Annotated in this window: 23 protein-coding genes; 4 read left to right on the plus strand and 19 right to left on the minus strand. The window is 54.0% G+C overall.

What is annotated here, in order from left to right:
* Nucleotides 1–2: 2 nt before the first annotated feature.
* Nucleotides 3–3446: a transcription-repair coupling factor gene (gene mfd, locus HFD87_RS00475; RefSeq protein ID WP_167422810.1), complete on the plus strand. Its 3444-nt coding sequence runs from the start codon at nucleotides 3–5 to the stop codon at nucleotides 3444–3446.
* Between the two features lie 144 nt (nucleotides 3447–3590).
* Here the strand turns inward: mfd and HFD87_RS00480 are convergent, their stop codons facing one another.
* The 4 genes from HFD87_RS00480 to HFD87_RS00495 form a co-directional block, all read right to left on the minus strand.
* A complete protein-coding gene (locus tag HFD87_RS00480; RefSeq protein ID WP_003849847.1) occupies nucleotides 3591–4133 on the minus strand; it encodes a glycine zipper 2TM domain-containing protein in 543 nt (180 codons plus the stop codon).
* 405 nt (nucleotides 4134–4538) lie between these two features.
* Nucleotides 4539–5078 carry a hypothetical protein gene (locus HFD87_RS00485; protein ID WP_052270915.1) on the minus strand — a complete coding sequence of 180 codons (540 nt, stop codon included), beginning with the start codon at nucleotides 5076–5078 and terminating at the stop codon, nucleotides 4539–4541.
* A gap of 117 nt (nucleotides 5079–5195) precedes the next feature.
* Nucleotides 5196–5690 carry a DUF2569 domain-containing protein gene (locus HFD87_RS00490; protein WP_050680200.1) on the minus strand — a complete coding sequence of 165 codons (495 nt, stop codon included), beginning with the start codon at nucleotides 5688–5690 and terminating at the stop codon, nucleotides 5196–5198.
* 215 nt (nucleotides 5691–5905) lie between these two features.
* The gene (locus HFD87_RS00495; RefSeq protein ID WP_167422811.1) at nucleotides 5906–6469 is read right to left on the minus strand and encodes an Ail/Lom family outer membrane beta-barrel protein; all 564 of its coding nucleotides are present in this window, start codon (nucleotides 6467–6469) and stop codon (nucleotides 5906–5908) included.
* 820 nt (nucleotides 6470–7289) lie between these two features.
* On the opposite strand from HFD87_RS00495, the gene HFD87_RS00500 reads away from it, so the two are divergent.
* Nucleotides 7290–7523, plus strand: a complete 234-nt coding sequence (locus HFD87_RS00500; RefSeq protein ID WP_010246296.1) for a SymE family type I addiction module toxin — start codon at nucleotides 7290–7292, stop codon at nucleotides 7521–7523.
* 176 nt (nucleotides 7524–7699) lie between these two features.
* On the opposite strand, the gene HFD87_RS00505 is transcribed toward HFD87_RS00500, so the two are convergent.
* The 7 genes from HFD87_RS00505 to hinT form a co-directional block, all read right to left on the minus strand.
* Nucleotides 7700–9004, minus strand: coding sequence for an NAD(P)/FAD-dependent oxidoreductase (locus HFD87_RS00505; protein WP_010246297.1), 1305 nt, complete (start codon nucleotides 9002–9004; stop codon nucleotides 7700–7702).
* 212 nt (nucleotides 9005–9216) lie between these two features.
* Complete coding sequence (gene ycfP, locus HFD87_RS00510) at nucleotides 9217–9759, minus strand: alpha/beta hydrolase YcfP (RefSeq protein ID WP_010246299.1); 543 nt, start codon at nucleotides 9757–9759, stop codon at nucleotides 9217–9219.
* A 40-nt stretch (nucleotides 9760–9799) separates the two neighbouring features.
* Entirely contained in the window at nucleotides 9800–10840 is a 1041-nt protein-coding gene (nagZ, locus tag HFD87_RS00515) for a beta-N-acetylhexosaminidase (RefSeq protein WP_167422812.1), read from the minus strand.
* A gap of 39 nt (nucleotides 10841–10879) precedes the next feature.
* Nucleotides 10880–11662, minus strand: a complete 783-nt coding sequence (gene thiK, locus HFD87_RS00520) for a thiamine kinase (RefSeq protein WP_064690121.1) — start codon at nucleotides 11660–11662, stop codon at nucleotides 10880–10882.
* A gap of 16 nt (nucleotides 11663–11678) precedes the next feature.
* Complete coding sequence (gene lpoB, locus HFD87_RS00525; RefSeq protein WP_022625861.1) at nucleotides 11679–12272, minus strand: penicillin-binding protein activator LpoB; 594 nt, start codon at nucleotides 12270–12272, stop codon at nucleotides 11679–11681.
* A gap of 11 nt (nucleotides 12273–12283) precedes the next feature.
* A complete protein-coding gene (locus HFD87_RS00530) occupies nucleotides 12284–12652 on the minus strand; it encodes a YcfL family protein (protein WP_010246307.1) in 369 nt (122 codons plus the stop codon).
* A gap of 20 nt (nucleotides 12653–12672) precedes the next feature.
* Entirely contained in the window at nucleotides 12673–13023 is a 351-nt protein-coding gene (gene hinT / locus HFD87_RS00535; protein ID WP_009090851.1) for a purine nucleoside phosphoramidase, read from the minus strand.
* A gap of 358 nt (nucleotides 13024–13381) precedes the next feature.
* Between hinT and HFD87_RS00540 the strand changes: the two genes are divergently transcribed.
* Both HFD87_RS00540 and HFD87_RS00545 read left to right on the plus strand, forming a co-directional pair.
* Entirely contained in the window at nucleotides 13382–14980 is a 1599-nt protein-coding gene (locus HFD87_RS00540) for an MFS transporter (RefSeq protein WP_111533674.1), read from the plus strand.
* A gap of 3 nt (nucleotides 14981–14983) precedes the next feature.
* A complete protein-coding gene (locus HFD87_RS00545; protein ID WP_010669859.1) occupies nucleotides 14984–16123 on the plus strand; it encodes a glycoside hydrolase family 105 protein in 1140 nt (379 codons plus the stop codon).
* Nucleotides 16124–16177: 54 nt separating this feature from the next.
* On the opposite strand, the gene ptsG is transcribed toward HFD87_RS00545, so the two are convergent.
* From ptsG to acpP, 8 genes are all read right to left on the minus strand, one after another.
* On the minus strand, nucleotides 16178–17614 hold the full coding sequence (gene ptsG, locus HFD87_RS00550) for a PTS glucose transporter subunit IIBC (RefSeq protein WP_010669858.1): 1437 nt from the start codon (nucleotides 17612–17614) through the stop codon (nucleotides 16178–16180).
* Between the two features lie 289 nt (nucleotides 17615–17903).
* Nucleotides 17904–18695, minus strand: a complete 792-nt coding sequence (locus HFD87_RS00555; RefSeq protein WP_033757273.1) for a metal-dependent hydrolase — start codon at nucleotides 18693–18695, stop codon at nucleotides 17904–17906.
* Between the two features lie 18 nt (nucleotides 18696–18713).
* On the minus strand, nucleotides 18714–19703 hold the full coding sequence (gene holB / locus HFD87_RS00560) for a DNA polymerase III subunit delta' (RefSeq protein ID WP_061901575.1): 990 nt from the start codon (nucleotides 19701–19703) through the stop codon (nucleotides 18714–18716).
* On the minus strand, nucleotides 19703–20335 hold the full coding sequence (gene tmk, locus HFD87_RS00565) for a dTMP kinase (protein ID WP_033757269.1): 633 nt from the start codon (nucleotides 20333–20335) through the stop codon (nucleotides 19703–19705). The genes holB and tmk overlap by 1 nt, the downstream gene beginning before the upstream one ends.
* Nucleotides 20325–21344, minus strand: a complete 1020-nt coding sequence (gene yceG / locus HFD87_RS00570) for a cell division protein YceG (RefSeq protein WP_033757268.1) — start codon at nucleotides 21342–21344, stop codon at nucleotides 20325–20327. Before yceG ends, tmk begins: the two co-directional genes overlap by 11 nt.
* On the minus strand, nucleotides 21341–22156 hold the full coding sequence (gene pabC / locus HFD87_RS00575; protein ID WP_089414327.1) for an aminodeoxychorismate lyase: 816 nt from the start codon (nucleotides 22154–22156) through the stop codon (nucleotides 21341–21343). The genes yceG and pabC overlap by 4 nt, the downstream gene beginning before the upstream one ends.
* Nucleotides 22157–22247: 91 nt before the next feature.
* Nucleotides 22248–23489, minus strand: a complete 1242-nt coding sequence (fabF, locus tag HFD87_RS00580) for a beta-ketoacyl-ACP synthase II (RefSeq protein WP_010246329.1) — start codon at nucleotides 23487–23489, stop codon at nucleotides 22248–22250.
* 85 nt (nucleotides 23490–23574) lie between these two features.
* Nucleotides 23575–23811 carry an acyl carrier protein gene (acpP, locus tag HFD87_RS00585; RefSeq protein ID WP_003849865.1) on the minus strand — a complete coding sequence of 79 codons (237 nt, stop codon included), beginning with the start codon at nucleotides 23809–23811 and terminating at the stop codon, nucleotides 23575–23577.
* Between the last annotated feature and the right edge of the window lie 59 nt (nucleotides 23812–23870).

The following is a 23870-nucleotide window of genomic DNA, read 5'->3' on the forward strand; positions in this document are numbered from 1 at the left end:
CCATGCCCGAACAGACTCGTTATACCCTGCCCGTTAAATCCGGCGATCACCGTCAGCTCGGCCAGCTCATAGGCGCGGCGCACGCGGTGGAGTGTGCCAGCATTACCGAAAGACATGCTGGTCCGGTGTTAATGATTACACCCGATACCCAAACCGCTCTGCGTCTGCTGGATGAAATCCGCCAGTTTACCGATCTACCGGTGGCGCACCTTGCCGACTGGGAAACGCTGCCCTACGACAGCTTTTCGCCGCATCAGGATATTATCTCCGCCCGCCTGTCGACCCTCTACCAGCTGCCGGTGATGCAGCGCGGTATGCTGATCATGCCGGTCAACACCCTGATGCAGCGCGTCTGCCCGCACAGTTTTCTGCACGGCCATGCGCTGGTGATGAAGCAGGGACAAAAACTGTCTCGCGACCGGCTGCGCGACCAGCTTGAGCAGGCCGGTTATCGCCATGTCGATCAGGTGATGGAGCACGGTGAATACGCCACGCGCGGCGCCCTGCTCGATCTGTTCCCGATGGGCAGCGATCAGCCCTACCGCATCGACTTTTTCGATGATGAGATCGACAGCCTGCGCCTGTTCGACGTCGACAGTCAGCGCACGCTGGAAGCGGTCCCCGAAATTAACCTGCTGCCTGCGCATGAGTTTCCCAGCGACAAAGCCGCCATTGAGCTGTTCCGCAGCCGCTGGCGTGAAACGTTTGATGTGCGCCGTGAGTCGGAGCATGTCTATCAGCAGGTCAGCAAAGGCACGTTGCCAGCGGGCATCGAATACTGGCAGCCGCTGTTTTTTGAGCAGCCGTTACCCAGTCTGTTCAGCTATCTGCCGGATAATACCCTGATTGTGAACTGCGGCGATCTTGAAGGCAGCGCCAGCCGCTTCTGGCAGGATGCCGAGGCGCGCTATGAAAATCGCCGCGTTGATCCGATGCGTCCACTGCTGGAGCCGGTCACCCTGTGGCTGCGTCCGGATGCATTAATGGGAGAGCTGAAAGCCTGGCCGCGCATCCAGATGACCAATGAGGTGCTGCCCACCAAAGCCGCGAATACCAACCTCGGTTATACCCCGCTGCCTGACCTGACCGTTCAGGCGCAGGCAAAAGCGCCGCTGGATCATCTGCGTCAGTTTATTGAGACCTTCAGCGGCACCGTGGTCTTCTCGGTCGAAAGTGAAGGCCGCCGTGAGAGCCTGCAGGATCTGCTGGCCCGGATTAAACTGCGTCCTCAGCCGGTGCACCGCTTCGATGAGACCGGCGAAGAGCGTTTCCGACTGATGATCGGCGCCAGCGAGCGCGGTTTTATCGATACCCAGGGCAACCGGGCGCTGATTTGCGAAAGCGATTTGCTGGGCGAACGCGTCAGCCGTCGCCGTCAGGATACCCGTCGCACTATCAATCCGGACATTCTGATCCGTAACCTGGCGGAGCTGCATCCCGGCCAGCCGGTGGTGCATCTGGAACACGGTGTAGGTCGTTATATCGGTCTCACCACGCTGGAAGCTGGCGGCATTGAGGCGGAATATCTGATGCTCTCTTACGCCAACGACGCCAAACTTTATGTGCCGGTTTCATCGCTGCACCTGATCAGCCGCTACGCGGGCGGTGCCGACGATAATGCACCACTGCACAAACTGGGCAGCGATGCCTGGTCACGCGCACGGCAGAAAGCGGCTGAGAAAGTGCGTGATGTGGCGGCTGAACTGCTGGATATCTATGCTCAGCGCGCCGCCAAAACCGGCTTTGCCTTTAAGCATAATCGCGAGCAGTATCAGCTGTTCTGCGAAAGCTTCCCGTTTGAAACCACCCCGGACCAGGCGCAGGCGATCAACGCGGTGCTAAGTGATATGTGCGAGCCGCTGGCGATGGACCGTCTGGTGTGCGGCGACGTTGGTTTCGGTAAAACCGAAGTAGCCATGCGCGCGGCGTTTCTGGCGATTGAGAACCATAAACAGGTGGCCGTGCTGGTGCCGACCACCCTGCTGGCACAGCAGCATTACGATAACTTCCGCGATCGCTTCGCCAACTGGCCGGTTCGCATTGAGATGCTTTCCCGTTTCCGTACTGCCAAAGAGCAGGCGCAGGTGCTGGAACAGGCCAGCGATGGCAAGATCGACATCTTAATCGGCACCCATAAGCTGCTGATGAGCGATCTTAAATGGCACGATCTCGGTCTGCTGATTGTCGATGAAGAGCACCGTTTCGGGGTGCGTCACAAAGAGCGCATCAAGGCGATGCGCGCCGATGTGGACATTCTGACGCTGACCGCAACGCCAATCCCTCGCACCCTGAATATGGCCATGAGCGGCATGCGCGATCTCTCGATCATCGCCACGCCGCCTGCCCGCCGTTTAGCGGTGAAAACCTTTGTCCGTGAATTTGACGATCTGGTGATCCGCGAAGCGATCCTGCGTGAGGTTCTGCGTGGCGGACAGGTCTACTACCTCTACAATGACGTTGAAAATATCGAGAAAGCGGCGCAGCGTCTCAGCGAACTGGTGCCGGAAGCGCGTGTCGCTATTGGTCATGGTCAGATGCGTGAGCGTGATCTGGAACGGGTGATGAACGATTTCCACCATCAGCGTTTTAACGTGCTGGTTTGTACCACCATTATCGAAACCGGTATCGACATACCGACCGCCAATACCATCATCATTGAGCGGGCCGATCACTTTGGCCTGGCGCAGTTGCATCAGCTGCGTGGTCGCGTCGGGCGTTCGCATCATCAGGCTTATGCCTGGCTGTTAACACCTCATCCGAAGTCGATGACCGCCGATGCGCATAAGCGGCTGGAGGCGATCGCTTCACTGGAAGATCTGGGAGCGGGTTTTGCCCTGGCAACACACGACCTGGAGATTCGCGGTGCCGGCGAACTGCTGGGTGATGAGCAGAGCGGACAGATGGAGACGCTGGGCTTCACGCTTTATATGGAGCTGCTGGAGAATGCGGTCGAGGCGCTGAAAGCGGGTCGCGAGCCGTCACTGGAAGATCTCACCAGCAACCAGACCGAGGTGGAGCTGCGGATGCCCGCCCTGCTGCCCGAGACCTTTATTCCGGATGTCAGTACCCGTCTTTCCCTCTATAAACGCATCGCCAGCGCGGAGGCTGAAGAGGAGTTGCAGGAGCTGAAGGTTGAGATGATCGACCGCTTTGGCCTGCTACCCGATCCGGCGCGTAATCTGCTGGATGTGGCGATTATCCGGCTGAAAGCCCGCGCTGTCGGTCTGCGTAAGATCGAAGCCAGCGACAAAGGCGGTTATTTCGATTTTGCGCCGAAGAACAACGTGGATCCGGCATGGCTGATAGGCCTGCTGCAGAAAGAGCCTCAGCAGTGGAAGCTGGACGGTCCGACACGACTGCGGTTTACCCGTGAGCTATCGGAAAGAAAGGTGCGGCTTGAGTGGGTGCAGGGATTCGTTTCGCAACTGGCTCAACGGCAGGCGTAACACCCTGCCCGTGCGTTGGTGATCTAACCGGTAAAACGCCGGTTAGTTTGCCGCAAAAAAAGGCGCATCCTGAGATGCGCCTTTTTCATTACTGCTGTATTACGTTGTGCTGTGTGGCCGCGTGAGCGGCAAAGCTTTGCCCAATTACGCCTGATCGCCGTTGAGAACCAGCTGACCATTGCGATCCAGTGGAATACGCGTGCCGGGGTCATTTTCCATACGGATTTTACCCTGCTGATCGCCTATTTTATAGGTCACGTCATATCCCAGTTTTTTCTCTTGTTTGTCGTAAACTGTTTTGCAGCGCTGTTCGGTTGTGGTGTAGGTATCCCGATCCTGCAGTCCGCCCTGGACCTGATTACCGGCATAACCCCCCGCTACCGCACCTGCTACTGTCGCCACATCTCTGCCGCGACCGCCACCAAACTGGTGACCCAGCACTCCACCTGCCACTGCACCTAATACAGACCCGGCAAGACGGTTTTCATCCTGCACGGCCCGACGGTGAGTCAGAGTGACATTACGGCACTCCTGACGAGGCTGTTTAATGCTCTCTTTGATTGGCGTTGCAGACAGTACCTGAGCATATTGAGGACCGCGATCAAACACGTTCATGCCTGCTACGGCTGCAACACCCAGTGCTGCTGCCACACCAATACCGATACCCGCTAACATTGATTTATTCACAGGAAGTTCCTCCTGAAAAGTGTTACCGCGCAATCCTGCTGCTAAAGCATCCTCGTTAACTGAGGTATAACCGGCGTGCGCGACGCGCCGTGTTTGTTGAGATGAAGTTTTACAGATGGACCGAAAATGCAACATCAGATAAATGGAGGAAATTGGTCACTTTGCTATCAGGACCAGTTTTTAGGAGAGTTCTGAGGTGGGGAACGTTATTAATGATGCTTTTTCGCTAAGGAAATTAAACCAATTAAATCAAAGGCATATAATTTTATATGCTTTAAGCAAAGCCTGACTGCCCGTTATGGCAACGGCCTTTCCATCGTCACCCAAAAGTATCGTCTTTATGTACCGTTATCGGGAACATTCATTCCTGAAGCACTCAGGCTTCAGGAATGAAGAAAAAGGAAACTAATCAAAAATGCTCTCGGATGGGCATACCTTTATCTCGCCCCAGCCCACAATGGTGCCATTGGGGGTAAGGTCTTTGATGGAAACGCTATCGCCTGAATATTCGGACCCTCTGACTACAATATCGTAGTCATGGTTAGCCTGAGGAATAAATTCAACAGTGGCCGATTTTTGAGTGTTCTGATGGTATCCAGCCTGTGTCCAGTAGTGAATGACACGAATCATTTGTCCTGGCTTCAGGGTAAATTCATTGATGAAAGCACCCTTGTTTTCAGACGACGCTGGCATACCTATCCGTTTATTACCTGTAACGGGGATGCCCAGAATGGCGAAACCAGAAGTGATACGGCGTTCCAGCATTTTTTTATAGCAACCTGAACTCTGTTTTTCATAGAACTGAAGTGCCGTATTGCCCTCTGAACCCACCCGGATTCGGGCCGCATCCTGCCCTTTATAATCATCCAGTGAAGGTCTGAAACCTGCCGTGCAACCGCTCAATAATAGTGCTATCAATCCGGTGATTAAAATTTTTGCAGCCATTCTTTATTATCCTTAATTTAACTGACACAGACTGGAACTGGTTATTTTATTGGTACTATAACGAGGCGGGTGTTGCGTTACCCATCGTTTATTTTGTGACAAAAAATATTGACCGTATTAATGCACAAAGACTTTATTAATCCTGCTGGAAAAAATAAAATATGGTACCCATATCAGACAACTGATTAAGGCCCGAGCCAGCATATTGATAGCAGGCTGCGTAATGTTTACGTGAAAAACCAAAGCAGGATAAAGCGTGCAAAAACTCGCAAAGATAAGACCGTATAAATAGTACGTTATCATCACGTATCTGGTTTTTACTTTCTTCCTAAAGAAGAACCAGCAAGCCAGCACTGTTACGGGAGCATTAATAATGGACAGCGCTAATAATAAAATACTAAAACTATTAACCACACCTTGTTTCTGATAAGTGTTGGCAATCAACGAAACAATACAAAAATCATTATACAGCATCGTAAAAAAACCAATAATCAAGCCTAAAGCTGGCAGATATAATAAGCCATTAATCCTGCCCTCTTCTTTTTTTTCACAATTATCACAAAATCCTGATTCTTTATTCTCTTCTGCTTCCTGACATTTAATGCATAACATTCTCGCCCCCTGAAGCTGTAATTGTTTTTCTTTGTTTTAACAAAATTCAAATCGGTTAATTCAGAAGATCGACGTCTTTGGTCAGACAGGATCAGGTACTATTTTAAATGTATCGAAGAACTGCCTGATTCGACCTTTATAAAAAACGATCCTTTCCAGAGTGCAAAAAAAACAACCCTGACCAGATGACCAGGGTTGCGGTTTTTAGCGTTGAATCAGAAACGGTATCCGATGCCGATGTTAAAACCATTAATGGCAACATCTTCGTTATATTTTACGCGAGTACCTTCATAGCCAACACTCACAGAGAGGTTGCTGATAGGATTCACGACAACGCCAGCGCCATAGGCAAAAGAGGTTTTATTTTCGCTGTATTCTTCGGAATAGATACCGGGATAAGTCACGTTCTCATCCACTTTGGTATGGGCAACACCAATTAATCCATAGAAGCTGATGTAGTCATTGATGCGATATGCGGGACCTGCCATCAGTGAGTAATATTTAACTTTGGTTTTTCCATCATATCCGCTAACGTCGCCATAAAAATCTTCTCGCTCAGAAAAACTGTCATCGCCTTTCATGTAGCTGAATGAGCCAATCACACTGAGAGGAGAATTCCATTCATAGCGATACTGAACATTGACACCGCGGATGTTTTTAAAGTCTTCAACTTTGCTTTGCGCATAACCAACCGAGACCGTGTGATTATCAGCCAGTGCATTGCTGCCCACGAGCAGACCGCCACACAGTAATGCCAGCATCGTCATTTTAGAAGTCATGTAATTAATTCCTTTTCATAATTTAACATTATTTCCCTGCGCTTAACGCAGGACTTCGTTCCCTGAATCACCAATACCCGACGGACAGGATAATTTTTTATCTATCCGCCTGTATCGGACAGGAATTTCATGTAGCGCTCCGCGCCTGATGTTCAGATCGGTCGGAGAGCATCTATTCATACCCGGATTTTTTAAAACAGGCTGGCCTGAGTCAATGTGAAACTTAAACGCCAGCCTTATTAAATGGCACTTCGGCCATTTAATTTAGGTTAAGTAAAGAATTTAACCACAGGATTCATCCTGGCGATTAGTTATCAATCAATTCTTAATGGCACTATTAGACCAAAAAGAATTAGAGGTATCAAGACCGAGTTGCCATAAAAAAGCAAAACACCTGAAAACCATTACGGCACATACATCCAGAAAATTATCCTGCCTTATACAATCCATTAACGCAGATTATTAACTGACCTGATATGTTCCCAACCCTTTAAAAGACTAAGTTACAGTTCTATTTAAACCCCTCTGAATAAATGAAAGCATTCGGAAAGATAACACCTGTATTTTCCCAAAAAGCGTTACTTTCAAGCTGACTGCGAAGAAAAAATGAACGAAAGCCAGACCGGAGAAAAACTATCTGTTTTCAGAGACAGCTCGCAATTTATTACTCAGCTTTCAGCGAGTTTACGTGGCAGGAGGTGTATATTTAAACAGGTAAAAACAGAACAGGAAGCACATAACGAGAGATTTTTTAGCGCGGACTGAAGGTGGTGGAACACCAACAGCCCGCTGACCACCACCAACTGATAAGGAGTTGATTATGGCTGACACGCATCATAAGTCAGGGACCCGCACGTCCACAACCGCCGCTGGTGAATCGCGAGCACATTATTACAGAGTGGGATACCGGCCTAATAGGGGCCAGCCGAACCCACTGCCGCAGCTCACCATTAAAGGCCGCTGGCTGGAAGCGCTGGGATTTACGACCGGGCAGAAGATCGAGGTGATCACCGGGCCGGGACAGCTGCTTATCCGGCTAGCGAATGAAGGATAATTGACTGACCTGTAAAGTAAAATCCCGGCATTAAGGCCGGGATTTCTTATTAATCATCATACAGGAAACTGATGTTTAATTTGTCTTAATGTGTGACCCTCAAGGACATAAAAAAAGCCCCCTCTGAATCGAATCGAGGAGGCTTACCATTAATTAGCCAGCGTTATTGCTGTTGCTTAGTGCAGCTTCAGCCGGGGACGAATAACCCGGTTAATACTGCCGACCAGCATCATCAGACCGGTTTTAAAGTAGCCGTGCAGCGCGATCTGGTGCATACGATAGAGCGAGATGTAGACAAAGCGCGCGATGCGCCCTTCCACCATCATTGAGCCGCGCATCAGGTTGCCCATCAGGCTGCCGACCGTACTGAAGCGGGAGAGCGATACCAGCGAGCCATGATCTTTATAGACATAGGCTTTTAGCGGTTTACCGTCACGCTGCGCCAGAATGTTGTCCATGGCGCGTGAGGCCATCTGATGCGCTGACTGGGCGCGCGGTGGTACAAAACCGCCGCCCGGCAAGGCGCAGGAGGCGCAGTCGCCAATCGCGTAGATGTCATCGTCCAGCGTGGTTTGCAGCGTCTCTTTGACCACCAGCTGATTGATGCGGTTGGTTTCCAGTCCGCCAATCTCTTTCAGGAAGTCGGGTGCTTTAATCCCAGCCGCCCAGACCATCAGATCGGCTTCGATAAATTCACCGCCTTTGGTATTCAGGCCATTACGCTCGGCGCTGGTGACCATGGTCTGCGTCAGCACGCGAACGCCCAGCTTGGTCAGCTCCTGATGTGCCGCAGCAGAGATGCGTGGTGGCAGTGCAGGCAGGATACGTTCACCCGCTTCCACCAGCGTCACGTTCAGCGCTTCGCGTCCCAGGCCTTTGAAGCCGTAGCTGTGCAGCTGTTTCACCGCGTTGTGCAATTCAGCTGACAGCTCAACGCCTGTTGCCCCGCCGCCCACGATGGCGATGTTAACTTTCTCGACCCGGCCTTCGCTGGCGGAGAATTTCAGGAACAGGTTGAGCATTTCGTTATGGAAACGACGCGCCTGATGCGGATTATCCAGGAAGATGCAGTGATCTTTGACGCCCGGCGTACCGAAATCATTCGAGGTGCTGCCCAGCGCCATCACCAGCTGGTCGTAGGCCACTTCACGCTGTGGCACCAGCACTTCGCCCTGCGCATTCAGCACTTCGGCCAGGCGGATCACTTTTCGGGTGCGATCGATATCGGTAAGCGAACCCAGCTGGAACTCAAAACCGTGATTGCGGGCATGAGCCAGATAGCTCAATGCATCAATGCCTTCGTCCATTGAGCCGGTCGCCACTTCGTGCAGTAGCGGCTTCCACAAATGACTGTGGTTACGATCAACCAGGATAATCTCGGCCTTCTTTTTTCGGCCCAGTTTATGGCCCAGCTGCGTGGCCATTTCCAGGCCGCCCGCTCCCCCTCCGACAATAACAATTTTCTTAACAGACGTAGTCAACAAAGACCCCCTCAAATTGTGAACCAAAAGTTAACCAAAGGTTAAATTAAACCTTAAGAAACATAGGGTTGGCGAAGTTAAAATCGCAATCTGCTGGGAGAATAGCATGGCGGGAAGAGGAGAACATAAGAATATTGATATACATCAAAGCGGGAAAATAAAACTCAGATAATTACGTAATAAAAACAGGCACCTTGCGGTGCCTTTGCTGCTTAACCTAATGTTTTAAAAGCTTTTATCCGCTTAAGATGTGGGGATATATTTTTGAATTTGTGCCCTTCCGTCTCATCCCAGACAATTTCATAAAACGGATGCAGCTGGTCAGCAATGTGCTGGCTGTCGAGCGCCTCATCGTGACGGGAGAGAATGGCCAGGCAGCGGTCACGATTACGCTCGCGAAAATCGCTGACGCACTTCGTTGCGATATCCTGATACTCCTCCGGCCGGTCGATCTTCCCTTCCATGTTCGCCTGCGGCGAGAGGTTGGGATTAAAAATCACCTGGCGGATGCCGCACAGAAATCCAATGCGCTCTGACCAGAAGCCGCCCAGTCCGACGCCGCAAATCAGCGGCCGGTCGTCGTCAGAAAGCGTCAGCATCTTATCGGTCTCTTTTAGCAGAAACTGCATGTCATGTTTGGGATGGCGGGTGCTGTAACTGATCAACCTGACGTCAGGATCGATAAATTGCAGTTGCAGCACTTTTTCGTGATTGCCCGGACTGTTGGAATCAAAACCGTGCAGATAGATGATCATGATAATCCTCAAGGTAGTGATAGCGCCGGGCAGTCACTGCTTACCACGACGTCTTATGAGCCAGCCAGCGTTCCTGAAGCGCACTCAGTTGCTGAGCATTATTTTTCCAGCGATGCGTTCCCCGCAGTTCATCGCGGGTAAACCTGCCCTGATGATACAGCTGTGTAACCCGCTCTGACCCGACCGGGATCAGGTTATCCAGTACACTGATGGCGCCCTGACGCTGATTGCAGACCAGAATCATGTCACAGCCCGCGGAAAGAGACTGCTGCGCCCGCTCAGGATAGCTGCCCATCACCGCAGCGCCCTCCATCGACAGATCGTCGGAGAAAATAATACCGTCAAAGCCCAGTTGCTCACGCAGCACGGTTTTAAGCCAGTATGGCGAACCACTGGCGGGCAGCGGATCAACTTCGGAGTAGATGACGTGTGCGGGCATGATGGCGTCCAGTGCCTGTTCGGTAATCAGCTTGCTGAAGATTGCCATGTCATGCTCACGCAGCGTCTTTTCGTCCCGCGGATCGCGTGGGGTCTCTTTATGCGAATCCGCACTCACCGCACCGTGACCCGGAAAATGTTTGCCCGTAGTCTTCATGCCCGCCTCGTGCATCCCCGCAATAAAGCGGCGGGCGACATCAAGGGCGATGGCCGGATCGGCATGGAAAGAACGGTCGCCAATCGCGGCGCTGATATGACCAATATCGAGTACCGGCGCAAAGCTGATATCGATATCCATGGCGATCATCTCGGCCGCCATTTGCCATCCCGCCTGTTGCGCCAGTTCACCGGCGGTATCCAGGTCGTGCAACGCAGCAAAAGATTGCATGGCAGGCAGTTGGGTGAAGCCGTCACGGAAACGCTGCACGCGACCGCCCTCCTGATCCACCGCCACTACCAGCCGGGTGTGAGAGGCGGCGCGGATCTGCCGCACCAGCTCTGCCAGCTGAGCGGGATCATGATAATTTCGGGCAAATAAAATTAAACCGCCCACCAGCGGATGCTGCAGGATGTCGCGCTCTTCGCCATCCAGTTCATAACCCTCGACGTCAAGCATCAGTGGGCCGGGTAAATCTGATCTCATATCATGAATCCTGTAGCGAAACGCACCTGCGTAACGCGATTAAATCTGTTCCCAGCTCTGTCGAGCCAGCTGTTGTAATGTGTCGTCGTCACGCTGACCGGCACGGAGCTGATACCAGCTGGCCATCAGCAACTGCAGCCAGGGCTGCCAGCGTCTGACCTGCTGCACCAGCGCGGTGAGCGGCAGCTGCATCGCCGCGGCATACTCAGCCAGCCACTCGGCCTGGTGCTGCGGATCGCTGGCACAGACAGCCGCCAGCTCCAGCGCCACGTCGCCATCGGCGGCATACTCCCAGTCGATCAGACGCAGACCTTCGGGACCTTGTATGACATTTCCGGCATGCAGATCCATGTGCAGCGGAGCCAGCCGCAGCGGCTGGGGTTCACCCTGCTGCGTCAGACGTCTGAGCGCCCACAACCAGCGGTGATGCCGCTGTGGAGTGAGCTGCCAGTAGCGCCATAACAGCGGCAACAACTGCAGACGATAGCCGGTCAGCGGCTGCTGATGCAGCTGCTGTAGCAGTGCCACGATCTGTGGACGCTGCTGGCTGAAACGGTGTTCATCCAGCGCTTCGCCTGCGCACCAGGTCAGGATAATCCCCTGACGATGGCCCGCCACGGGCTGCGGTGCCACTCCGCTGGCTTGCAGTTTGCGTAACAGACGGAATTCGCGCTGCCGATCCACAAACGGAATAACAGGTTGCGGTGCCGCCCGCGCGATAAAAGTTCCGCGCGGGCTGACAATCTTCTGGCTGTGCCCGGTCAGACCGGCCAGCGGGATAAAGGATGTCTTTTCTGGTTCGCCGGTGACCTGCTGAATCATCCGCTGGAAAGCGGGATTAATTCTGTGCAATGCCGTTGCCGGACCAGATGATCTCGCCTGTCTGGACCAGCATCAGTTGCATTTGCAGCGTCGGCGCTTTGACATCGCCACGCGCGTTGCTGTAGAGCACATACTGAGCGTTAACGTTACGCGCCAGGCCAATCGCTTTACTGCGCGAGTTCAGGCTGTCATCCGGCGATAATCCCAGCGTCTGCTTGGCCTGCGCCAGTTGGTCAGCAGAAACCAGGGTGAATTTGCCGTTGTTATTCAGCGCATTCTGGATAGCTGCCGTCGCTTTCTCGCTTTGCAGCGCACCGTTGGTGCTGTTTTTAACGCGATCCACCAGCAACACGCTGCCCGGCTCGGCGCTGGCGGCCTGTAACATCTGCGCCACCAGCGGCTGAACGCTGGCATCCCAGTTGATAGTGACCAGTTTCGGTGGCTGCGGCACTGGCTGCGGTTGCGGCACCGGTTCAGGTTGTGGAACGGGCTGCACCGGCTCCACAGGCTGAGTCGGTTCAACCGGTGCAGGCTGCTGCTGTTTCACCACACAGCCGGTCAGAATGAGCGCCATCAGGAGCGCTCCGGTACGATTAACACTGCGTATCACGTAGAAAATCCTTAAAGATAGAGATAAAGACGAACCTTGCTGGCCGTCAGGTTACCCAGTTGCGAAGTGGCGATAATGCTGCCCTGCGCCGGAACGGTAACGGTCTGCGCCGGTTCCTGCGGGGTGATTTCCAGCCCTTTGTCGTCATACCAGTAGTAACGATAGTGCACAACAACCGGTGTTTCGCGCTGATTATAGAGCACGCTGGTGGCACGCTTCAGTCCATCGTTCTCATCCAGCGTCGGTTCATCGGTAATGATCCCTGCCGACAGCACAGAGGACTCCATCACCAGCGACTGCGACGTATTGATCATCGGTTTTTCACTGCTGCAGGCCGTCAGGCAGAGCAGGATCGGCAGGCCAGTCAGCCAGGATCGCATAGCACGCTTCCGTTATCAGGTCAGTTAGAGAGCATCGGTCCCAGCGGTTCACCGCCCAGCAGATGCATATGAATGTGATAAACCTCCTGACCACCATGTTGATTGCAGTTCACAATCAGACGATAACCATTTTGATCGATACCTTCCTGACGGGCGATTTTCGCCGCGGTAGTAAACATACGTCCCAGCGCATGCTCATGCGCCGCTTCCGCCTCGTTGACCGTTGGGATCAGCACATTCGGCACGATTAAAATATGGGTCGGCGCTTTGGGCGAAATGTCGCGGAAGGCAGTGACCAGCTCATCCTGATAAACCACATCAGCGGGGATTTCGCGGCGGATAATTTTACTAAAAATGGTTTCTTCTGCCATGGTGCAATTCCTTTAGCCTGAGTCTTAATCAATCAGTATGCGGGAGAAATTTGTTTTCTTTCAACCTCAGGACCACTTTTCTTGCATTGTTCGCCTGCCTTTGCAGCAGCCCCCTCTCTCCGTGACCCGCACGCTGTTCAGAATGCTGGCAACGCCCCTGCCACACCAGAAAATGAAACGCTGTTTTATAAATTAGAATTTCGCCACCCTTTTCTTTGTATGACTGCCACTTCAGCGCCAGCACTTGCCAAATTGCGAAGGTTTAGCCGCCCCGTCAGTTCTACTTTGCTAACCAGTCCGGGTGAGATGACCGGCGTCACCAGGGATAAACCGCCATAAACATCAAGGAGCATCAGACATGCGCTCACGTAAAATTGGTCTTGGCCACTATCTGGCCTACGGTTCCGGAGATTTTCTTGGAGCAGGCACCACGGCGCTGACCGCCGCCTGGTTGCTCTATTTTTACACCACCTTTTGTGGGTTAACCCCGATTCAGGCCACGCTGATCTTTGCCGCTGCCCGCGTGCTGGATGCGATAGTCAGTCCGCTAATGGGCTTTCTGACCGATAACTTCGGTTCGACCTGGCTGGGCAAACGCTTTGGCCGCCGCAAATTTTTTATCCTGCTCGGCATACCCTCTGTATTCAGTTATAGCCTGATGTGGCTCAGCGACATGAGTTTCTGGTGGTATCTCTGCACGTATCTGCTGTTTGATATCGTCTACACCATGATCCTGGTGCCGTATGAAACGCTGGTGCCGGAAATGACCGACGATTTCAAACAGAAAACCCGCTTCTCCGGTGCCCGCATCGGCCTGGCTCAGCTGTCGGCCATTCTGGCTGCCTTTTTACCCGGTATTTTGCTGGGTATGCTGGGCAAAGATAATCCTCTCTCCTTCTTCTACGCCAGTCTGGTGTTCTCGGTAATCTGCGCGCTGGTGCTGACGCTGGTGTGGTGCTTTACCTGGGAGCGTCACCCCGATGACTTTTCCGCCGAGTCACGCCGTGCAGAACAGGAAAAGCAGCAGCTGACGCTGATGCAGAATCTCAAGCGGCTCTATGTCGAGCTGGCTTCAACCTTACGCATCCGCATCTTCCGCCAGCACCTTGGCATGTACCTCGGCGGCTATATCGCCCAGGATGTGTTTAACGCCGTCTTTACCTGGTATGTGGTATTTGTGCTGATGCAGAGCGCTCAGGTCGCCTCCAGCCTGATGGGCACCATGGCGGTGCTGCAGTTTATTGCCGTGATGGCGATGATTCCGCTCTGCATCCGCATGGGACCCGCGCCCGCCTACCGTCTGGTGGCCATATTGTTTGGCCTGGCGGCGCTCTCCTACGCTGGATTGTGGTATGCCGGAATGAACGACAACATGTCGCTGCTGTTGGTGATCTCTGCCCTGGCAGGCCTGGGACGTGGCGGCATCAACTATGTGCCGTGGAACACCTATACCTATATCGCCGATGTGGATGAGGTGATCACCGGACAGCGCCGTGAAGGGATTTTTGCCGGCATCATGACCCTGACGCGTAAAGCGTCGCAGGCTGGCGCAGTTATGCTGGTCGGTATCGTGCTGCAGCTCTCCGGCTTTGTTTCTGGCCAGGCGACCCAGGTACCCGGCGTCAGCCACACTATTCTGGCGATTCTCAGCATTGGCACTGTGGCCGTACTGGCCTGCGGCTTTATCGTGTCACTGCGCTTTAAGCTTAATCTGCAGACCCACACTGTGCTGCGCCAGGAGACGCTGAAGATGCGCGACGCGGGCCGCATCGTGCCGGAAAGCATCACGCCGGAAGCACGCGGAATTGTAGAAACGCTGGCTGGCATGCCTTACGAAAACCTCTGGGGCAACAACAACATTGGCTTCCTTAATCGTAATAAGCCAGCGCCGGAAAAATTGTCCGCACATCCCACTTTAAACCCTTCTTTAAACCCGACCTTAAAACGACAGGAATAAACCATGACTGTATTTCCCGTTAAACACAGCAAATTATTGTGCCAGCCCGAGCATCTGTTGCCACGCAGCGAACTGGTACAGCTGATTCAAAAGCTGACACAGAATCTGGTTAACATCACCGATGAGACAGGCGAATTTTTATTACGGCTGGACGATGGCCGGGTGATTGATACCAAAGGCTGGGCGGGTTGGGAATGGACACACGGCATCGGTCTGTATGGCATGCTGCACTACTATCAGCAGACCGGTGACCAGCAGACGCTGGCCATTATTGATGAGTGGTTTACGCAGCGTCTGGCGGAAGGCACGCCGACCAAAAATGTGAATACCGTTTGTCCTTTTCTGACGCTGGCCTACCGTTACGAAGAGACCGGGAACCCGGCCTGGGTGCCGGTGCTGGAGCGCTGGGCAGAATGGGTTATGTATGAGATGCCGCGTACCGAACAGGGCGGCCTGCAGCACATTGTCTATAACAACGAAAACCCGCAGCAGCTCTGGGACGATACGCTGATGATGAGCGTGATGGCGCTGGCTAAAATTGGCCAGTTGCTGAAGCGCGATGAGTGGATTGAAGAAGCGAGTTATCAGTTCCTGCTGCACACCCAGTATCTGATGGATCGCAAAACCGGCTTATGGTTCCACGGCTGGAACTTTGACGGCCGCCATAACTTTGCTGATGCACGCTGGGCGCGCGGTAACAGCTGGGTGACGATTGTCATTCCCGACTTCCTGGAGATGATGAACTGGCCTGAGCATCACGCTACCCGCCGTTTTCTGCAGCAGGTGCTGGAGACCCAGGTTAAAGCGCTCAGGGAATGTCAGCACAGCAGCGGATTGTGGCACACCCTGCTTGATGATCCGCACAGCTACCCGGAAGCCTCCGCCACCGCCGGGTTTGCTTATGGCATTCTGAAAGGGGTTCGCAAGCGTTATCTGCCCGCGGAATATCGCGAAGTGGCAGAAAAAGCGTTGCGCGGCGTGATTGCCAATATTGATGACGATGGCGAGTTAAAACAGGTCTCCTTTGGAACCGCAATGGGCAAGGATCTGGATTACTACCGCACGGTTCCTCTGACCTCTATGCCCTACGGCCAGGCGATGGCCCTGCTCTGCCTGACAGAGTATCTGCGCGTTTACCTCTGAATCCCGGCCAAAAAAAAGCCCCGCTAAGCGGGGCTTTTTCATCGCTGTAAATCATTACATGCTGCGGATGTAATCATCCATATCGGTTTTCAGGTTATCGGACTTAGTCCCGAAAATCGCCTGCACACCGGAACCGGCTACCACCACGCCACGGGCGCCGAGGTTTTTCAGTTCAGTCTGATCCACTTTCGCCACATCGGCGACGCTGACACGTAAACGGGTGATACAGGCATCCAGGTTGGTGATGTTCTCTTTACCACCAAACGCCGCCACCAGTTTGCCCGCCATCTCTGTACCAGTCGCGGTAGATTGCTCGCTGCTGCTGCTCTCTTCACGGCCAGGTGTTTTCAGATCCAGCTTCGCGATCAGTACACGGAATATGGTGTAGTAAACCAGACCATAGATGATACCAACAATCGGGAACAGCCAGATTTTACTGCTGTTGCCGCTCAGCACGATAAAGTCGATCAGACCGTGAGAGAAGCTGGTGCCATCACGCATCCCAAGCAGGATACAGATTGGGAATGCCAGACCCGCCAGCAGCGCATGGATCACATACAGGATTGGTGCCACGAACATGAATGAGAATTCAATCGGTTCGGTGATACCGGTCAGGAATGCGGTCAGCGCGGCGGAGATCATGATACCGCCCACTTTGGCGCGATTTTCAGGCTTCGCTGAATGCCAGATAGCAATCGCTGCCGCTGGCAGACCGTACATTTTGAACAGGAAGCCGCCAGAGAGTTTACCTGCGGTCGGGTCACCCGCCATATAGCGCGGGATATCACCGTGGAACACCTGACCTGCCGCATTGGTGTATTCACCGATCTGCATCTGGAAAGGAACGTTCCAGATGTGATGCAGACCAAATGGCACCAACGCGCGTTCAATTACGCCATAAATACCAAAGGCGACAACCGGGTTTTGATAGGCAGCCCACTGTGAGAACTCCTGAATCGCGGAACCTATCGGTGGCCAGATAAAGGAGAGCAGTACGCCGAGAATGATAGCTGCCAGACCGGAAATAATCGGCACAAAACGCTTACCGGCAAAGAAGCCCAGATATTCTGGGAGCTTGATGCGGTAGAAGCGATTAAACATGTACGCGGCAATAGAGCCGGCGATAATACCGCCCAGTACCCCGGTGTCGGCGAGGTGTTTAGCCTCGATCTCCGCCGCAGGCAGATGCAGCACCAGCGGGGCAACCACCGCCATGGTTTTCACCATGATGCCATAGGCAACAACCGCTGCCAGCGCCGAAACGCCGTCATTATTGGTAAAGCCCAGCGCCACACCAATAGCGAAAATCAGCGGCATGTTGGCGAACACCGATCCACCCGCTTCTGCCATCACATGCGAAACCACTGCAGGTAACCAGCTGAAATTGGCTGAACCGACCCCTAACAAAATACCGGCAATCGGCAGAACCGATACCGGCAGCATCAGCGATTTACCGACCTTTTGAAGGTTGGCAAAAGCATTTTTGAACATAGCGTGAAGCTCCTGAGTAAGAGTGCATATTTGCGCAGTGCGCGTGGCAAAGAGGGAGGATTCTTTGCCGGGCTGGCGGTGACCGCCTTTTGATTTATTACGAAGGGTAAAATAATTCCCGATTTGTTACTTTGACGGGTATCACGTTTCGACAATCACAAGGGCGCACTTTACGAAATTTCTTACTGATCCGCACCAGTAATCGGCGATAAAAAGCTGACCCTGTCTGAAAAAACAGGGTCATATACGCAGGTTACAGATTAATTACAGAGGCTGAAATAATAGCTGATCAGGCGCCCAGCTGGCTCATCGGGATATGAAACAGCGTTGAGAAGTTTTGGGTGGTGGTGGCTGCCAGCGTTTCTAAATCCACCCCTTTCAGGACAGCCAGATATTCGGCAACATCGCGCGTATAAGCGGGCTGATTCTCTTTACCACGGAAAGGCACCGGGGCCAGATAAGGCGAATCCGTTTCCACCAGCATCCGATCCAGCGGCACATAGCGTGCGGCTTCACGTAACTGCTCGGCATTGCGGAATGTGACGATGCCGGAAAAAGAGATGTAGAAGCCCATATCCAGCAGTTTTGCTGCAGTGGGCTGATCCTCAGTGAAGCAGTGCAGCACGCCGCCGCAACGTTCAACCTGCTCTTCACGCAGAATCGCCAGCGTATCTTCGCGGGCATCACGGGTGTGAACAATGATCGGTTTGTTCAGCGCAATACCGGTACGGATATGTTCCCGGAACGAGCGCTGCTGCTGATCTTTCGTTTCTGGCTGATAGTGATAATCCAGCCCGGTTTCCCCCAGAGCCACCACCTGAGGATCGGCAGAGAGCCGACGAAACTCCTCAACATCATAGGCCTCTTCCTGATTCAGCGGATGCACACCGCAGGAGAGCGCTATATTTTTCCGTTCGCCGACCAGACTTTTAAGGGTATGAAAACCCGGCAGCGTGGTGGCGATTGCCAGCATAAATTTCACATCACGCGCCGCCGCTTTGGCGATCACATCATCCAGGTCACGATGGTTCTTTTCATAGTCCAGGCCATCAAGATGGCAATGGGAATCCACAATAAACATAATTACTCTCAGATAGGTTTAGCCGACAAGCGCGGGCTTCTGTTTGTCCGCCCAGCTCAGAAGCTGATCGGTCAGCAATAATTCGCGATTCACCGATGCCACATGCAGTAGCTGCTCGCGACAGCGCATCCAATCCTGGAGGCTGCTGTTGAGCGCGCTGGCAGAAAAGTATCCGGCCAGCAACTGCACCACATCCTGACGATCGATATTACTCAGCCACTGACCCGCATGTTGCTGCCACTTCATTGCATCCAGCAGCAAAGAGAGCAGCCAGCCGATACGCGCTGCCGCGTCGTCGGCGTTCAGCGCAGGTAGCAGTTGCAGGATGTCCTGCTGCAACGCAGCGGACAGCGCATCGCAGAGCTTCTGCCGGGCCTGCCACGGTCCGTTTTCCAGCAGGTTCAGCGCCGCACCGGGTGCACCTGCGCTCAGACGCAGAGCCGCCAGCAGCATCTGTTCGTCGTGCGAAGCGTGCTTCTTCAGCCAGAGCAGGCTTTGTCCTTCGTCCGGCGGCGTCAGATGCAGCGCCATGCAGCGGCTGCGCAGCGTGGCCAGCAGGCGCGAGGGATCGCGGCTGCTGAGGAAGAACCAGCTGTTGGCTGGCGGCTCTTCCAGCGTTTTCAGCAAGGCGTTGGCCGCCGCTTCCGAAAGCTGCGCGGCATCCGGCAGCCAGACCACTTTCGCGCCGCCCTGCTGACCAAAGTGGTACATTTTTTCCGTTACCTGCCGAACAGCATCGATGCCCAGGGTACTTTTGCCCTTCTCCGCCTCAAGCCGATACCAGTCAGGATGGGTATTGGCCTGCATCAGCTGGCAACCGTGACACTGCCCGCAACTTTTCAGGCCATCCCGCTGCTGGCACATCAGCCAGCGGCTCATCCCCCAGACCAGCGCCTCATCGCCCATACCTGCCATCGCCTGGATCAACAACGCATGGTGAGCGCGATTCTCCTGATGCTGGCCAATCACCTGGCGATAAGGCTGATTCAGCCACGGATACCAGTTCATCACGCCTGCTCCGCCAGCCAGCCATCCAGCGCCGCCTGAAGTGACGCTGTCACATCACCCAGTGATTGTGTCGCATCGATGGTGATGATGGTGGGGTCCTCCGCTGCCAGCGCCAGATAGCGCGCGCGGGTGCGTTCAAAGAAGCGCAATGACTCCTGCTCAATGCGATCCAGCTCACCGCGCGCACGGGCGCGCTGCAGACCGATATCGGGTGTCACATCAAGATAGAGCGTGAGATCGGGGCGGAAATCGCCTAACACGGTATCGCGCAGCGTCTGCATCAGACCGGCATCAAGTCCACGTCCACCCCCCTGATAAGCCTGAGAGGAGAGATCATGACGATCGCCGATCACCCAGGCACCGCGCGCCAGCGCCGGTTTAATGACCGTTTCCACCAGCTGAACCCGCGCCGCATAGAGCATCAGCAGTTCCGCTTTATCTGTAACCTGCTCGCCCTCAATACCCTGCTTAACCAGCACCCGCAGCTGTTCTGCCAGCGGCGTTCCGCCAGGCTCACGGGTAAAGACCAGATCGTGAATGCCACGGGCACGCAGCGTGGCGACGATGGCGTCACGCGCGGTGGTTTTGCCGGCACCTTCCAGGCCTTCAATGACGATAAACTTACTGTTCATTTTTTTCCTTTAGCGTCTGCCGGTAAACCTGCACCGCCTTGTTATGGCTGGCAAGATTAGTCGTAAAGGTATGGCCGCCCTTGCCGTCCGCAACAAAGTAGAGATAGTTGGTTTTCTCGGGATGAGCCGCTGCCTGCAGAGAGGCTTTACCCGGCATGGCGATCGGACCCGGCGGCAGACCGTTAATGATATAGGTATTGTAAGCGCTGGCCGTCTCAAGATCTTTGCGGGTCAGCGTCCCGTTATAGCTGTCGCCCATGCCATAGATGACGGTGGGATCGGTCTGTAACCGCATACCGGTGCGCAGGCGATTGATAAACACCGAGGCTACGCGCGCGCGCTCTTCGCTGACGCCGGTCTCTTTCTCAATGATTGAGGCCATGGTCACCAGATCCTGTGGGGTTTTATAGGGCAGATTATCCGCCCGTCCCTGCCACACCTCAGCAATGGTTTTTTTCATCCGATCATGAGCACGCTGTAGCAGCGCCATATCGGTAGTGTTAGCCGTGTAGAGCCAGGTATCCGGGAAGAAGTTGCCCTCCAGCTGTTCAGGCTCCACTTTTAGTGCGCTGGCAAGGGTGGCGAACTGATCATCTTTCAGGGTATGCCGGATATAAGGCGCTTTGCGCAGCTCACTCAGCCACTCTTTCAGCCGCTGGCCTTCCACGAACCGCACCGGGAACTGCGCCTCTTTACCGCTGGCCAGCAGCTGTAACAGCGAGCGCACCGTCATGGTCGGCTCAAGGCGATAGGTACCCGCCTTGAAGGTCGCCAGTTCAGGTTCCAGACGCAGCAGCGCGCCAAACCAGATACTGTGCGGAATAATCTTCTGCTCTTCCAGCTGCGCTTCAAGTGCGACCCGGCCCGTGCCGGCAGGCAGCGTGTAGATCGTTTCCTGCTGCAGGGTTAACGGGGTGGCCGCAAACCGCTTAACCTGCCAGTAACTCAGCACAGCCGCGAGACCCACGATCGCCAGCAGGCTGACGACGATTTTTTTGCTTCGAATCATGATGCATCCATTATCTTTTCACAGCTTGCGCGCAACTGATTAAACAGCGAACGCTCAGTAAACTCTACCGCTTCTATCTGTCGGACCGGCAGGACCGGCATCAGCGCGTTACATATCACCACTTCATCGGCGGCCAGCAACTGCGCCGGTTCGCTTTTTATTACCTGGCAAGCCTGGCCTGCGGCCGCAAGTTGCGCCATCAGACTTCGCCGCATAATGCCATCCACACCCGACGCTGACAGATCAGGCGTGAAAATTTGCGAGCCCTGACGCCAGAATAAATTGGCCGCACAGCATTCCACCACCCAACCTTCAGTGTCAAGCACCAGCGCCTCGTCGGCGTCTGTCTGGTCAAGATGAGCTCTGATCATCACCTGCTCCAGACGATTAAGGTGCTTGATACCGGCAAACTGTGGATTACGTGCCAGACGGACCGGGCTGAGCCGGAGTGACACGCCACGCTGCTGTAAATCGGAGTAGTGTTGCGGCCAGGGCGCCAGCGAGACAATTCGCGTGGGTTCACCACAGCCGCGCCGGCTGTAGCCCCGTCCGCCGCTGCCCGTGCTGATAATCACTTTTAGCACCGCCTGGGTTTGTTGCTGCGCGGCCTGTCGCATTTCAGTCTCAAGCTGAAGCCAGTCGACGCCATCAATCCATAACCGCTCACAGCCCTCTTTGAGGCGCTGAATGTGACTTTCCAGCAGCACGATTTTACCCTGACGCACCGCGGCGGTAGTAAAACAGCCATCCCCAAACTGCAGGCCGCGGTCGCTGGCGGCCAGCATCGATTGTTTTAACCCGTTAATCCACATGGTTCTCTCCTGAGCGTGACTCGTGATTTCAGCGCATTCTGCAGGATAAAAAAAGGCCCGCATCGCGGGCCTTTTTAGCAATCAACAACGATTACACTTTACGGAAGATCAACGAACCGTTGGTTCCGCCGAAACCGAAGGAGTTACACAGGGTGTACTCCAGACCGGGAACCTGACGCGCGGTGTGGGGCACGAAGTCGAGATCGCAGCCCTCATCCGGATTGTCGAGGTTAATGGTCGGTGGAATGGCCTGGTCGCGCAGCGCCAGAATCGAGTAGATCGATTCAACCGCGCCTGCCGCACCCAGTAAGTGCCCGGTCATTGATTTGGTCGAGCTCACCATCACGCTGCTGGCTGCTGCCCCAAAGACCGATTTCACCGCCCGCGCTTCCGCTTTATCACCCGCTGGCGTGGAGGTGCCGTGCGCGTTGACATAGCCGATCTGCTCTGGCGTAAGCTGAGCATCGCGCAATGCGTTGATCATTGCCGCCGCGGCGCCTGATCCATCTTCTGGTGGTGAAGTCATGTGGTAGGCATCGCTGCTCATACCAAAACCTACGATTTCCGCGTAGATTTTCGCACCACGTTTCTTCGCATGCTCATACTCTTCGAGTACCACAATGCCAGCGCCGTCACCCAGCACAAAACCGTCACGATCTTTATCCCACGGGCGGCTGGCCGCTTGCGGGTTTTCATTACGGGTTGAGAGAGCACGTGCTGCACCAAAGCCACCGACGCCTAATGGCGTACTGGCTTTCTCTGTGCCACCCGCCAGCATCACATCAGCATCGTTATAGGCGATGATACGTGCGGCATGACCGATGTTATGCACACCAGAGGTACAGGCTGTCGCGATAGAGATGCTTGGACCTTTCAGGCCATACATGATGCTGAGATGACCCGCCACCATGTTAACGATGGTTGAAGGCACAAAAAATGGGCTGATTTTGCGCGGGCCGCCGTTAACCAGTGAAGTATGATTCTCTTCAATCAGACCTAAACCACCGATGCCGGAGCCAATTGCTGCGCCCATACGGCTTGCATTTTCGTCGGTAACTACCAGACCACTGTCCTGCATGGCCTGCATACCGGCCACAATGCCGTACTGGATGAAGGCATCCATCTTGCGCTGATCTTTGCGCGAGATGTAGTCATCACAATTAAAATCTCTTACCAGACCTGCAAAACGTGTTGCATAAGCACTGGTATCAAAATGGTCGATCAGGGTAATGCCGCTCTGACCGGCAAGGAGAGCACTCCAGGTAGACTCTACGGTATTGCCGACAGGAGACAACATGCCAAGACCAGTCACAACTACACGACGCTTAGACACGTTCGTCCTCCAGGGAGGGGAAATAGGGAACTATGTGGGACAAACAAAAAAATCAGGCGGTCGAGCGACCGCCTGAAGATATTCATTAGCCTTTATGGCTATTGATATAGTCGATCGCTGCCTGAACGGTAGTGATTTTCTCAGCTTCTTCGTCTGGAATCTCAGTATCAAACTCTTCTTCCAGAGCCATCACCAGCTCAACGGTATCAAGAGAATCGGCACCCAGGTCTTCTACGAAAGATGCAGAGTTGGTGACTTCTTCCTCTTTCACACCCAGCTGCTCACTGATGATTTTCTTAACGCGTTGTTCGATATCGCTCATACTATTTAATTTCCTATCAAAACTCGCTTTCGCGATGGTTTTCGTAGTGTATAAAATGG

This window comes from Pantoea sp. EKM21T (assembly GCF_011800405.1).
GTDB classification, from domain to species: Bacteria; Pseudomonadota; Gammaproteobacteria; order Enterobacterales; family Enterobacteriaceae; genus Pantoea; species Pantoea agglomerans.

Excerpts from the sequence above, each read along its gene's own strand:
- mfd (WP_167422810.1), top strand. The coding sequence starts at position 3 with ATGCCCGAACAGACTCGTTATACCCTGCCCGTTAAATCCGGCGATCAC.
- HFD87_RS00485 (WP_052270915.1), bottom strand. The coding sequence starts at position 5,078 with ATGGCTGCAAAAATTTTAATCACCGGATTGATAGCACTATTATTGAGC.
- HFD87_RS00490 (WP_050680200.1), bottom strand. The coding sequence starts at position 5,690 with ATGTTATGCATTAAATGTCAGGAAGCAGAAGAGAATAAAGAATCAGGA.
- HFD87_RS00495 (WP_167422811.1), bottom strand. The coding sequence starts at position 6,469 with ATGACTTCTAAAATGACGATGCTGGCATTACTGTGTGGCGGTCTGCTC.
- HFD87_RS00500 (WP_010246296.1), top strand. The coding sequence starts at position 7,290 with ATGGCTGACACGCATCATAAGTCAGGGACCCGCACGTCCACAACCGCC.
- ycfP (WP_010246299.1), bottom strand. The coding sequence starts at position 9,759 with ATGATCATCTATCTGCACGGTTTTGATTCCAACAGTCCGGGCAATCAC.
- nagZ (WP_167422812.1), bottom strand. The coding sequence starts at position 10,840 with ATGAGATCAGATTTACCCGGCCCACTGATGCTTGACGTCGAGGGTTAT.
- thiK (WP_064690121.1), bottom strand. The coding sequence starts at position 11,662 with ATGATTCAGCAGGTCACCGGCGAACCAGAAAAGACATCCTTTATCCCG.
- HFD87_RS00530 (WP_010246307.1), bottom strand. The coding sequence starts at position 12,652 with ATGCGATCCTGGCTGACTGGCCTGCCGATCCTGCTCTGCCTGACGGCC.
- hinT (WP_009090851.1), bottom strand. The coding sequence starts at position 13,023 with ATGGCAGAAGAAACCATTTTTAGTAAAATTATCCGCCGCGAAATCCCC.
- HFD87_RS00540 (WP_111533674.1), top strand. The coding sequence starts at position 13,382 with ATGCGCTCACGTAAAATTGGTCTTGGCCACTATCTGGCCTACGGTTCC.
- HFD87_RS00545 (WP_010669859.1), top strand. The coding sequence starts at position 14,984 with ATGACTGTATTTCCCGTTAAACACAGCAAATTATTGTGCCAGCCCGAG.
- ptsG (WP_010669858.1), bottom strand. The coding sequence starts at position 17,614 with ATGTTCAAAAATGCTTTTGCCAACCTTCAAAAGGTCGGTAAATCGCTG.
- HFD87_RS00555 (WP_033757273.1), bottom strand. The coding sequence starts at position 18,695 with ATGTTTATTGTGGATTCCCATTGCCATCTTGATGGCCTGGACTATGAA.
- holB (WP_061901575.1), bottom strand. The coding sequence starts at position 19,703 with ATGAACTGGTATCCGTGGCTGAATCAGCCTTATCGCCAGGTGATTGGC.
- tmk (WP_033757269.1), bottom strand. The coding sequence starts at position 20,335 with ATGAACAGTAAGTTTATCGTCATTGAAGGCCTGGAAGGTGCCGGCAAA.
- yceG (WP_033757268.1), bottom strand. The coding sequence starts at position 21,344 with ATGATTCGAAGCAAAAAAATCGTCGTCAGCCTGCTGGCGATCGTGGGT.
- pabC (WP_089414327.1), bottom strand. The coding sequence starts at position 22,156 with ATGTGGATTAACGGGTTAAAACAATCGATGCTGGCCGCCAGCGACCGC.
- acpP (WP_003849865.1), bottom strand. The coding sequence starts at position 23,811 with ATGAGCGATATCGAACAACGCGTTAAGAAAATCATCAGTGAGCAGCTG.